Here is an 11912-nt window from a genome sequence, read left to right as displayed (position 1 = left end):
GGTGAAAGTCTTCAGGCTCTGTATGCCGATGACGCGGGGCCGACGGGCTAGCCGCCTCCGTGTTCTTTGCCCAGGCGGACTGTCCCGCCCTTTCCAGAGACCGTGCGTCCGGCTGGTCGCACGGCCGATGGCCCGGCGAAGCATGGAGCCGGTCGGGGACGCGGCTCCCGGCTGATCACCTCGGTCGCCCGGCCGGGCGTTCCCGGAGCCGGGAGTGCCGGAACTGGTACACGGGTCCGGTCGCCCGCAGCAGGTTGTTGTCGTGCGCGTCCTTCAAGAATGCCATCAGGCGCACCGGGGTGCCCACGCTCCGGGCGAGCTGCACGGCGGTGAGGGCGGTCGCGACGGCGAGGTTGGGCACCACCCCGCACCGGACGGCCGGACCGATGCCGACCGTCACCCCGACGACGACGCCGCCCCAGACCCCGGCCAGTGCCGCCCCCTGGGCGCCCCAGAACACGCCGATGGCCGCGCCGACCAGCAGACCGAGGGGCAGTGGTCGATGTCGACGGCTTCTACCGGACCCGGATCCCGATCCCGTGCAGCCGCATGGTGCCGCTGGTGATCCAGGCGGACGGCAAGGGCGTGGTCATGCGGCCTGAAGCCCTGCGGGAGGCCACCCGCCGGGCCGCCGCGAAAGCGGCGGTCGGTCATCGCGGCCGGCTTGCGCCGGGCGGGAAGCCGAACCGGAGGTGGAGCGACGGTGGCCCGCGTCTTCGATACACGTCCCGCTCCCAGACGTCCGCACGACGTCATCCACCCGCCCGGCGGCCGAAGCGGCGAACGTCCCGCCCGCCCGGGACCGCGGGCCGAGAACGAGTGGTGCACCGCCTCACTGGTCCGGTCATCTGGGCAGGTGATCTCCGACGCCTTCGACCAGGCCGAGGCCCGTGCCCCGGACCATCTGCGGCCGTGGGTCGCCTGTCGGCAAGCGCGTCGGGCGCCGACGCAGCCACCTCAGCCATGCGCCGGCCCCAGTCGAGCCAGCGCCGCCGTAACGAGTGCTGCCGTTCCGGTTTGCAGGGTGAGGCGGACGCTGGGCAAGTAGCGGGGTGAGTGGTTGCCGGGCAGGCTGCGGAACTTCTCGGCGGCCCCGGTTCCGGTCGCGGCCGCCCACTGCGCGGGGCCGACGGTACCGAGCATCCAGTAGGCGGCGCGGATGCCGGAATGGCCGTGGAGGCGGGCGCCCGCGGCGGTCAGGAGGGGGAAGTCCTCGGTGGCCGTGGTGGCGGGCCAGCCGCTGACGCGGGTGGCGCCGAAGGCCGCCCGATGTGCTGCTCGGACGGCGGCGGTGACGTCCGGGTCCGAGACGGTGACACCGGAGCGGGAGAGCTGGGCGAGGGTGACGCGCGGCGGCAGGGCGGCGGCAGCGGCCTCGGCGCGGGCCACGCGGGCGACGGCGGCACCGGCGCGGTCGAGGCCCGCTTCCGAGAAGGCGCGCACGGTGACCCGCAGTCGGGCACTGGTGGCGATCACGTTGCCGGTGTGCGCCGCGTCCCCGGTCCGGAGCGAGGAGGCGGTCACGACCAGCCGTTCGGCGGGGTCGGTCTCGCGGGCCGCCACGGCGGGCAGCCGGAGGGCCGTGCCGGCGGCTGCGAGCAAGGGGTCGGTGGTCAGGTGCGGGGTGGCCGCGTGGCCGCCGTCGCCCTCGAAGAGGACCTCCAGAGAGAGGCTGCCGGCCAGTACCGGGCCGTCGGCGTGCGCCACCATCCCCGCAGGGAAGGGCGCGGTGTGCTGCGCGAGCACCACGTCCGGCGGGGTGACCCGGTCGTACAGGCCTTCCTCCAGCATGGCCCTTGCACCGCTGAGGGTCTCCTCGGCAGGCTGGCCCACCATCACGAGGGTGCCCCGCCAGCGGTCGCGCCGCTCGGCGAGCCAGCGGGCGGCCGCCGCCGCGCAGGCCACGTGCGCGTCGTGGCCGCAGGCGTGCATGACGGGGACGAGCCGTCCGTCGGGGCCGGCACCCGTGGCCGTGCTCGCGTAGGGGACGTCGGTGTCCTCGGCCACGGGCAGCGCGTCGAGTTCGGCGCGCAGGAGTACGGTCGGGCCGTCGCCGTTGCGCAGTTCCGCGGCGACGCCGTGACCGCCGACGCCGCGCAGGACGCGGAATCCGTCCGCTTCGAGCCAGTCCGCGAAGCGGGCGGCCGTACGGACTTCGGCGCCGGAGAGTTCGGGGTGCCGGTGCAGGTCGAGGTACAGCTCGGTGGCGGGCGACAGCAGGGTGGTCAGGCCCGGCAGCGGGCCGCGGGAAGGGTCGTCCAGGGCGGCGCATGGTCTGTCGCGGTGGCTGTTCACGAGGGGCACTCCTCGGCTGTGTCGGGGACTCGGGTCGGCTGAGGGGGTGTCAGCGAGGTGACAGCGGGCAGCAAGGGCGTTGACCGTGCGGTCGAGTAGAAAGAGGGAGGTACCGGGGAGGCGTTGGCCTCCGACCGGTGCATTGACCGGGACCGTGCGTCCTGCGGCAGGTCCCCTGACCCAGAAGGAGCCGCAATGGCTGACAACGTCCTCGCCTCGCTTGCCCAGGAGATCCTGGATCTCGAGTCGGAGACCTTCGAGATCACCGACTACTCGGACGCCAGCGAGGTCATGCTCGGCTCGTCCACCAGCTGCTCGTCCACCAGCACCTGCTCCAGCACCACCAGCACGACCTCCTGCACCGCCTGACGTCAGCCGGGTCCGGCGGTCCCCGGGGCGGATCGGCGCGTCGCGGACCGCCGGACCCGCGCGGGCCACTGATTGCGTATCCCGTCCGGTCACGGGAACGGATGCGGCACGCGCCGCAGCTGCTCCTCGCCCAGCGGCGCCGGCACCATTCCGGCCCGGTACGGAGCCGTCCGCAGACGAGACATGTGCAGCGCCCGCTGGCGCAGCCAGCCGAAGTCGATCGGCAGCATCCCGGGGGCGAGCGTGGCCACCGTCCGCAGTCCCATCTGCCGCTGCTCGGGCGTGGTCTGGTCGACGGCGATGACGTCGTGTCCCGCGCTGCCGAGCAGGTCGCGCAGGAGCAGCAGGTCGTCGCGGAGGTCGCGGGTGCGCGGTCTTCGCCCCTCCCACCCGGCGAACAGCTCCTCCAGGGGGATGACCCGAGCCGGCACGAGGTAACTGCGGGCATGCCGGCGCATGGCCGGGAGGCCGTACAGCGCGGCATGGTCGGGCAGTCGCGTGACCAGATCGAAGTCCCGGGACATGGCGATGAGTTCGGCGGATCTCTCGGCGACCTGACGGGGCAGGTGCGGGATGTAGGTGAGGATCTCGCAGATCGCGGACTCTACGGCCGTCTCCGGGACGAACGACGCGCAGGCCGCGAAAGCCAGGGTGCCGGGTCCGTCGTCACGGCGGACCGCGCAGCCGGTGACGACGGGCACCGGCAGGTCCACCCGGTTGTCGAAGACATGAACGTCGTAGCCCTGGAGCGCGGCCCGCGCCACCATGGCCCGCACCTCGGGCCCGGCCACCGAGTCCAGGTCGATCTCCGGCAGGGGCAGGTCGCCGTACCAGCCGAGCAGGAACGCGTCCCGTTCGACCAGTTCGAGGAGGCCGAAGAAGACCGCCTCCTCCCACGTGCCTCCGGTTGCGCAGCCGTTGGAGCACTCGAAGACGAAGTTGTCCTCACGGGTGCCCGCGCTGTAGTACACGAGCCTTGCCGGGACCAGCACCTGACGGTCGTCGCGCAGCGACCAACCGGTGACCCAGGGCAGTGGGCGGGCCGGGTCGAAGGGCTCGACCATCGGGTCCTCGGCGTACGTACGGGGGCCATAGAGCCCGCAGGCCCGTGGATCCAGGGCGCGGTCGCCCAGTTCGTCGAGGGACGCGGTGATCACCGGGGCCCGGTGCCGGCGGTGGGTGCCCGCGTAGCGCTCCAGTCCCTCGAGGAACGCCAGGTCGCGGCTTCGGGCGAAGGAGTTGGCCTGTCCGCTCCACGTCACGTCGGTGAGTCCGGCGTGTCCTCGCATGAAGACGCTGCCGGCGACCGGCGCGGTCGTGGGTGAGGTGACGTCGAGCCACGTTCCGCCGCCGAGCACCCCGCACACCGGATTGGCCAGCCCCTTCACCGGCAGCGGGTAGTCGCCGGGGGAGCGCAACCGGTAGACGCCGGGGTCCGGCTTGGGACGGCTGACGGCGGGCCCGGGGGTGGCCTGCTCGGCGGCCCGCCGGGCGGTCTCCTCGGTGAACGGACGGCAGTGCGGGCACATCGGCTCAGGCACCAGCGGGAACGTACGCACGCGCAGCGTCTCCAGGTCCAGTTCGGTGACCTGGGGCAGAGCCGCGTCGGCTCCCTGCCCCGAGTGCCGGGCGGCGCCACAGGAGATGAGTCGGTGCAGGGACCACACGGCGTCGACGGTGTGGTCGGGCAGCACGGGCCAACGGCCGGCCGCCACGGTCTCGGTGCCCGTCTCCAGCGCGTCGCGTTCGGTGCGGGTGCGCAGGCGCTGGCGGCGCATGGCGAGACAGACACCACAGGCCGAACCGCTGTCAGGAGTGCTTCCCCACGGGCCGAACAGCACGGCCTGGGCGGTGAGGTGCACGGCCGCCGCGTTCGCGGGCACGGACTGCCGTACGGCCTCGCCGAGGACGTTGGCGTCGCCGATACGGGAGACGGCCGGCGCCGCGAGGCCGTCGCGTGCGGCGCGCGTGGCCAGGCGGGCCTGGAGCTCGGCGCGGGCCGCCTCAAGGGGCCATGTCGCCCGGGTGGGAGCGGTGACGGGGGTCATGTCCGGTTGCTCCAGCGGAAGGTGCGGGTGGCGGCCAGCCCGAAGAGCAGAACGAAGACGGTGAGTCCCGCACAGTCCAGCGCGATGTCACCGAGGTCCCCGCGGCCGCCCATGGCGTCGGTCAGTCCTTCGTTGAGGTAGTGCAGGGGCAGCACCTTGGCGGCCGTGCGCAGCCAGCCCGGCATCAGGTCGTCGGGAAAGAACGAACCGGACAGGAACGCCATCGGAACCATGAGGAGGTTGGCGATGGCCGCGACCGCCTCCGGAGTGTCGGCGAGGCTGCCGACCACCAGCCCCAGGGCGAGGAAGGCGGTGACCCCTAGGACCAGCAGCGGAAGCGCCGCCCACCAGGGGCCGTCCAGTCGCAGGCCGAAGAAGGGCAGCAGAGCGACGGAGATGAACAGCAGTGTCTGCGCGCCGGCTACGGCCAGCGCGATTGTCCAACGGGAGGCCAGCAGGGTGCGCAGCGGGGTCGGTGTGCGCCAGACGAGGCGGAGCAGGTCGTCACGGCGCCACTGCATCAGGGCGAAGCCGACGGAGAAGACGGCCGCGTTGCCCACACCCCAGGACAGCACACCCGGGGCGATGTAGTTGATGGACGCCAGCCCGCCTTCGACGTGCTGGCCGTGGAAGATGAGTCCGAACATGACGAGGAAGGCGAGCGGGAAGGCGAAGGTGAAGAACAGGGTCGTCTTGTCGCGCACGCTCGCTGCGTAGGTGGCCCTGGTCAGTGCGGAGTAGGCGCTCAACGGTGGTGCTCCGATCCGGTGCCGGTCAGCGTCAGGTAGGCGTCTTCGAGGGAGGGGGTGCGGACCGTGACCGAGCCGATGTCCACGAGGTCGCCGAGTGCGACGAGGACCCGGTTGGGTGCGGTCGTCTCGATGACGAGGTCGTCGCCCTCGACCGCGGCACGGTCCACCCCGTCCAGCGCGAGCGCGGACTCGCGGGCCATCCGGTCGGCCGGGACGAGCAGCCGGGCCGGGGCGGCGAGGGAGCGGATGAGGTTGCGAGGCGTGTCGAGGGCCGCGACCCGGCCGCCGGAGATGATCGCCACCCGGTCGCACAACGTTTCGGCCTCGTCCAGGTAGTGGGTGGTGTACACGATGGTGCGGCCCCGCGCACGCAAAGCGCGCAGCAGATCCCACAGTTCGTGCCGGGCCTCCGGGTCGAGGGCCGCGGTCGGCTCGTCCAGGAAGATCAGCTCGGGCTCGTGCAGCAGCGCGGTGGCCACGGCGAGACGCTGGCGCTGGCCTCCTGAGAGGTGATCGACCCGGGCGTTCTCCTTCTCGGCCAGACCGACCCCTTCCAGCGCCGTCCGTGCGGTGGCCGAGTCCATTCCGTAGAGCGCGGCGACCGTGCGCAGGTGCTCCCCGGCGGTCAGCCGGGCGAAGAACGCCGACGCCTGGGTCTGTACGCCGATCCGGGCCAGCAGCGCCGTCCGCCGCGGCCAGGGACTCTGCCCGAACACGCTGACGGAGCCGGAGTCGGCCTCCCGCATGCCCGCGACGATCTCCACCAGCGTGGTCTTGCCGGCACCGTTGGGGCCGAGGATGCCGAAGAACTCGCCGTGCCGGACGTCGAGGGACACGCCGTCCAGGGCGATCAACTCCCCGTACCGCTTGGTGACGCCGTCCAGGACGATGGCCGGCGCGGTCACGGGGCGTTCGGTGCGGGTCCCGGTCGTGCTGTCAGGTGTGCTCATCTCGCCTTTCCACGGGTGGTGCGGAGCGGTCGCGGCGTCAGCCGAAGCCGCGTGGCCGGACGGGCGTTCGGGGGGCGCTGCGGTGCGGCCGACGCGCGGCGGCGCGGGCTCTGGTTCGTGGCCGGCGGCAAGAGGCACCGCGCCGCCGCGGGCTTCGGCCGCGGGGGGCGCCGCTTCGCCGTCGCCCCCCGCTGTCCTGGGCCGCGTCTGATGGCGGGTTCTCGCCGTACGAGGTCCCTGCTCGTCGTCGGCCCCGGCTGTCCTGGGCCCGAACCCGCCGGTCCTCCCGACAGCGTCGGGCGCCGGTTCGTCTTCGGCCTCAGCCGGGTCGGGACGCGGGCGGTGATGGTCACGCAGGGAGCGGCCGAGCCTGCCCAGACCCCACAGCAGCAGGACGGCGACGAGTAGCGCGGGCGGCAGCGACCAGGCCAGGACCGCCAGGTCGTCCGGCAGCGCGACACGCAGCGCAGCCCCGCACAGCGCGAGGAGTGCGGCGCTCTGCACCGCCGTGAGCAGAGCGAAACCGCCGTACACGAGCCGCAGCCGCCCCCCGTACGCGCCGATGCCCGGACCACGGCGCAACAGGGCGCGCGCGGCGAGAGCCGTGAAGGTCCGGCTGCTGTGGGAGAGGTGAGTGACACCGAGGGCATGGCCGAGAGCCTTGTAGCCGTCCAGGGGCGGCAGCGGCAGCAGGTTGGCGACGGCGCAGACGGTGCCGAGGAACAGCAGGGCGCCGAGCGGGGCCCGGGCCTGGGCGCCGGACGGGAGCAGTGCCCACACCGGGTAGAACGGCACGAGGAAGAGGAGGTTGGCGAAGGACCCGGCGCAGGCGGTCGCGACCTTGCGGGCACGGCTGCCCAGGAATTGGACGTCCTCCACCACGCAGTACAGGTATGTCGCGCCGAGGATCCAGCGCAGCCCGATCTCTTCGACCCGGCCACCCCACGCGCGCGCGAACAGGCCATGGGCGAACTCGTGCAGGGCGAGGCTGCACCACAGGACGCAGCCGACGGCGAACAGTAGCACCGGCTGCCCGGCCGTCTCCGCGGTCTGCCGCCGCAGGGGACCCGCCTGGACGGCGACGGCGATGAGCACCGCGGCGGCCAGGGCGACGAGGGCGGCCAGGACCACGGGCCGCCGGGCGGGAGCGGTCGCCCGGTGCAGCCGGTCCATGAGGGCGGGCGCGTCTGCGACCATCCGGGTTCGTCCGGCGAGGATCCCTCCCGGCGGCCGCTCCGGCGCGGCGACCGGTCCGGCGGCCGGCAAAGGGGTGCCGTCGAGGAGGCCTCGGGCGGCCAGCAGCCGCAGCAGCCGGCTCCACTGGGCCTCGCCGAGCCGGGCACCGAACGCACCCGCGTAGTCCCGGCCGATCTCGGTCAGACTGCGTGTGCCGTCCAGACGCGTGACGAGGAAGTGCTCCTTGGGCCCGAGTTCCAGGCGCCGCCCGGTGCGGGGATCCTTGAGCAGGTGGATGCGGGCCGTCCCGCGCACCAGGCTGGGCCCGGGTACGAGATCGGCGCGCATACGCGGCCGCGCGTCGAGGAAGGTGCCGGCCATCACTCCTCGCCCTCCCGAGCGCCGTCGCGCCGCGGTTCAGGACCGCTTCCTCCGCGGGGTGCGCCTTCCCCGGCGCGTTCGCCTCCAGCTCCCGCCTCGCGGAGGGCCCGCGCGAGGACGTACGACAGGAACGCCTCGTCGCGGACGGTCATGCTCAGCCGGTTGTTGGTCATGTGCATGTACGGCGAGAGGAGCATGGGCAGGGCCTGCGTGGGGTCCGTGCGACAGATGTCACGGGTGCCGTCCCAGGAACGGAAGTGCAGTTGACGCCCGCGCGCCAACTCGGCTACCCGATCGCGGAGTTCGGCGCAGTGCTCGGCCCAGCCGCGCAGGAACCCCGGGAGTCGGCCGGGGTCGTCCGCGGCCAAGGCCTCCCGGATGCGCTGGAAGCGCTCCGGCAGGCTCGTGCCCATGCTGGTGTAGGCGCGGTCGTACCCGTCGGCGGAGGTGTAGGTGGTGGTACTGAACGCCCTGTTCCAGAAGGCGTGGTAGCGGTCGAGGAAGGCCAGCAGAGGTTCGTCGCCGACGAGAAAGGTGGCGGACATGACCATCATCAGCTGGGCGGACAGCCCGAGGAGTACAGTGCGCAGGTGGAGGTTCATGCTGTGTGCCGCCTCGATGACCAGGTCGCTGGAGTGCTGGAAGTGCCACTCGGCGAGCGAGATCCCGGCCGGGCCGCCGTACTTGCCGTACTCCGGTTCGTAAGGGCGGTCCTCGAAGGTGTTGTTGGGTCGCAGCAGCATCCGCCCGTCGGGCCCGAGTAACTCGGAGTGCTCCTGGTCGCCGAACTCCAGGGTGAACAGGGTCTCGTAGAGGTCGGCGAAGAAGCCGTCCTTGACCTCGTACAGCGCCGGACGCTCACGCAGGAAGGCGGTGAGCGCGGCGTGCGCCCGTTCGCGCACGGCAGGCGCGTCGGCGGCCCTGGCCGGTTTGAGGCGCAGCCGCAGGTGGGGGCCCTCCAACCAGTAGTTGATGAAGAAGTACCCGGCGAGCAGGCCCTCTGTCCTCAGCGCGTCGACGAGCGGTTTGACGCATCGCAGCAGCAGTGGTCGGGTGCCGGCCGCGTAGAAGACGTGCACGGCCAGCCAATCGCCGGGCGTGCCGTCGCCGGGCGCACCCGCCGCGACGGAGCTGGCGGAGGGTACGGAAGGCGTGGTCATCGGGTTCCTTCCTCTTCGGGTGGGACGGCCGGGCCGGGCAGCAGTTCGACGGCGAATTCGGCGACATGCCGGCCGCGGGGGGAGGTGACGTGCAGCTCGTTCTCGCCGGGGAGCATCTCCTCGAAGACCGTGCGGGCGCTTTTGCCGGCCAGGAGCCCTTCGAGAGCGGTGAGCGAGAGCGGGCTGTCGAAGTCGACGTACTGGGGCTTGGAAAGGCCGGACCAGCCGTGCGCCGCGCTGTCTTCGGCCTCCCCGTGCACAGTGGCGAACACTCGGGCAGGCAGGCCGTGCCGGGTGCGCCAGCGGTGCCAGGCGAGGTACCGGTCGGCGTCGCCGGTCCCGGGGGCGTGCTGCGGCAGGCCGCCGTAAGTGGCCGTCCAGGAGCGCCGCTGGAGGACCAGGGAGTGGTGGCGGACCCGGGGGCGGCGGGTGACGCCCGCGTCACCCGGTCCGGTGGGTACCCCGCGCCACACGTCCAGTACCGAGCGGGCAGTCGGCGAGAACAGCAGCAGGGTACGCGGGATCTCGGGCAGCACCATGGGCACGAGGTAGCCGAGGTACAGCGGTACGACCTCGACGTCCAGGCGCCGGGAGCGCAACAGCAACCGGTCGGTGTCCTCGTCGTGCACGGCGCAGAGATCGTCCAGATGGAGACGGGCCTCCTCGGGCGCGGTGCTGCTCTCGCCGGGACAGACGATCTCGTAGTCGGTCAGCCGGCCGTGGAGGTTCAGATTGGTCGTCGCGGCACCGGCGGTCACCTCGGCGAAGACCGCACCAGGCGGCAGCACCCGGCGCAGTTCCTCGCGCAGGGCGCCGGTCAGGCCCGGCCCGCCGTCCTGGCCGTCCGTCGCCGTGTCGAAGCAGTGGGTGAAGCGAGTGAAGGGGAAACAGAGCCCGCCGTAGGAGTTGTTGAGGACGACCAGCGGATCGCCCTCGCGGCGGGCCAGCTGGAGGAAGTGGCTCTGCGGCCGGAAGCCGGGTGCGGCGCCCTCGAGTTGCTCGGCTACGGCGTCCACCGTGGCGTTGTCCAGCACGAACTCAACTGCGTCGGAAGGAAGTTGGGCCCAGGCGGCGCACACTCGGGCGGTGAGTGTCGCGCGGGCCCGGTCGACGGCCGTGATCTCGGCCATGCCGAGCCAGTTCTCCTCGGGGGCATGGCTGCCGTCGGGCAGGAACCCGTCGCGCGCGGCGGTGAACTGGAGGTACTGGCGGAAGATGTCCTCGTGGAAGTCGTGGAGCAGCCGCAGCAGGTCCGGGCAGCGTCCGCCGCGCCCGAAGCGGGCGAGGAAGAAGCCCTTGAGGGTGAGTCGCTGGGGCAGCGCCACGTCGAACGCCGGCAGCACACGACCGATCGAGAGCAGTGGTCCGGCGGCCAGTGCGGCCCACTCACCCAGGTCGGCGGTGGTGGTCCCGGCGGACACGTCCTCGTAGAGCAACGTCTGCGGCAGCAGCGGACGTTCTGCGCCGAGGCCGGCCTGCAGGGAGAGCAGGTCGGCGCGGAGCGAGGCCAGCAGGGCACGCCGGGTGGGGGCGTCCGACCCGGGGTAGCGGGCCAGGGCGTCGGCCGGGCTGTCCAGGCGTGCGGCGATCTCGTCCGCCCAGGGGCGGTGTACCGCGCGCAGCGACCGCTGGAAGGCGCCCAGCGGGTCACCGCCGTGCACGCTCGTGGCGAGGCTGGGCAATTGCAGCATGCCGAGGTCGCGCAGGGCGGAGAGGTACTGCCCGGCCTCCTCGACCCCGGCGCCGGTCGCGGTGGCCAGCCAGCGGGCCAGGTCGCCGTGGCGCAGTGTGCCCTCGTGGTCCCGCAGCAGTGCCAGCATCCCGTCCAGGGCACCCTGGCGGCGCAGGAAGAACAGGCGGTCCTGGGCGGCGTCGAAGCTGACCGGTGCGCTGTCGTCGCCGGCGGCGACAGCCCGCTGGACGTAGCGGACGCGGTCCTCGTCGAGCTTCCAGCCGGACGAGAGGCTGACTGGGAGATCCGCGCGGCGCACCGGGTCGGCGGCGATGAGGTCGGCGAGGCGGGTGAGGACGACGACGTTCAGACGGGGATGGCCCCTCCAGTCGTCGTCCACCACGGTCGGCGCCGGTCCGTCGGCTGGCCCGGCCGCCTCGAACGTGCCGAGGGCGATGCCGGTGAGTGTGCTGAACGGGCTCGTCTTGCAGGCCGTGCGGTAGAGGTAGGACAGCAGCGAGCGCTCCATCTTGCGAGCGCGCTTTCCGGGTGTGGCGGCCGGGGCGGAGGCGTACGCGTCGAGCCGCTCCTCCAGAGTCGGCGAGGCCAGCAACAGGCCCTGGCGCAGGCGGTCGTCACGCGCGATATCGCGCAGGGCCGCCCGGGTCCGGGCGAGCGACCCCCGGAGCACGGTGTCGCCCTCGGTCCGCAGCTGCGCCCAGCGGACGCGGGCGTCGAGCCATGCGGTGAGATCCGCTCCGGTACCGCCGACGAGTCCGGCCGCAAGAGCGCGGGCCGCGTCGAGGTCGCCGGGCAGCCGGTTGTTGAACACCTGCCGGCGCAGGGTGAGCAGACGGCGCCGCAGCGCCGGGTCGGCCGCGGCGCCGACCGCGTGCGAGAGCGGGTCGCTCAGCCGGGCGCCGAGCGCGCGGAGCCGGTCTTCCTCGGCGGCGGTACGCGCGGCCCAGTCGGCGGCCTCGGGCGCGCGCAGCGCCTCGACGATGCCGACCGGCAGCCCGGCGACGCGCAGCATGAAGCGATGATGCAGGGTCATGGGCGCGTCGGCCGTGTCGGGGGTTCCCTGCGTGGTGCCGGAGGCCGGACGCATG

The 11912-nt window shown here is 73.0% G+C and carries 8 protein-coding genes and 1 pseudogene; 2 read left to right on the top strand and 7 right to left on the bottom strand.

Going from position 1 to position 11912, the window contains the following annotated elements:
* Nucleotides 1-175: 175 nt before the first annotated feature.
* On the bottom strand, nt 176-460 hold the full coding sequence (locus MXD57_RS00885) for a hypothetical protein (protein WP_250399279.1): 285 nt from the start codon (nt 458-460) through the stop codon (nt 176-178).
* Nucleotides 461-492: 32 nt separating this feature from the next.
* On the opposite strand from MXD57_RS00885, the pseudogene MXD57_RS00880 reads away from it, so the two are divergent.
* Nucleotides 493-919, top strand: a pseudogene (locus MXD57_RS00880) (ISKra4 family transposase); the annotation flags it as partial.
* A 38-nt stretch (nt 920-957) separates the two neighbouring features.
* Here MXD57_RS00880 and MXD57_RS00875 read toward each other — a convergent pair.
* A complete protein-coding gene (locus MXD57_RS00875; RefSeq protein ID WP_250399278.1) occupies nt 958-2295 on the bottom strand; it encodes an amidohydrolase in 1338 nt (445 codons plus the stop codon).
* Nucleotides 2296-2490: 195 nt separating this feature from the next.
* On the opposite strand from MXD57_RS00875, the gene MXD57_RS00870 reads away from it, so the two are divergent.
* Complete coding sequence (locus MXD57_RS00870; RefSeq protein ID WP_250399277.1) at nt 2491-2664, top strand: thiazolylpeptide-type bacteriocin; 174 nt, start codon at nt 2491-2493, stop codon at nt 2662-2664.
* Nucleotides 2665-2753: 89 nt separating this feature from the next.
* On the opposite strand, the gene MXD57_RS00865 is transcribed toward MXD57_RS00870, so the two are convergent.
* The 5 genes from MXD57_RS00865 to MXD57_RS00845 all read right to left on the bottom strand — a co-directional run bounded on the left by MXD57_RS00865 (nt 2754) and on the right by MXD57_RS00845 (nt 11911).
* Nucleotides 2754-4712, bottom strand: a complete 1959-nt coding sequence (locus MXD57_RS00865; RefSeq protein WP_250399276.1) for a TOMM precursor leader peptide-binding protein — start codon at nt 4710-4712, stop codon at nt 2754-2756.
* On the bottom strand, nt 4709-5461 hold the full coding sequence (locus MXD57_RS00860; protein WP_250399275.1) for an ABC transporter permease: 753 nt from the start codon (nt 5459-5461) through the stop codon (nt 4709-4711). Before MXD57_RS00860 ends, MXD57_RS00865 begins: the two co-directional genes overlap by 4 nt.
* Nucleotides 5458-6414 (bottom strand): ABC transporter ATP-binding protein, encoded by a 957-nt coding sequence (locus tag MXD57_RS00855; RefSeq protein WP_250399336.1) that lies wholly within the window; start codon nt 6412-6414, stop codon nt 5458-5460. The genes MXD57_RS00860 and MXD57_RS00855 overlap by 4 nt, the downstream gene beginning before the upstream one ends.
* 1556 nt (nt 6415-7970) lie before the next feature.
* Nucleotides 7971-9131 carry a lantibiotic dehydratase C-terminal domain-containing protein gene (locus tag MXD57_RS00850; RefSeq protein WP_250399274.1) on the bottom strand — a complete coding sequence of 387 codons (1161 nt, stop codon included), beginning with the start codon at nt 9129-9131 and terminating at the stop codon, nt 7971-7973.
* Entirely contained in the window at nt 9128-11911 is a 2784-nt protein-coding gene (locus MXD57_RS00845) for a lantibiotic dehydratase (protein WP_250399273.1), read from the bottom strand. Before MXD57_RS00845 ends, MXD57_RS00850 begins: the two co-directional genes overlap by 4 nt.
* Nucleotide 11912: the final 1 nt, after the last annotated feature.

Source organism: Streptomyces cellostaticus, from assembly GCF_023630175.1.
Lineage (GTDB): Bacteria > Actinomycetota > Actinomycetes > Streptomycetales > Streptomycetaceae > Streptomyces > Streptomyces cellostaticus_A.
The sequence above is the reverse complement of the archived record's forward strand: the minus strand, read 5'-3'. Positions and strand labels throughout refer to the sequence as shown.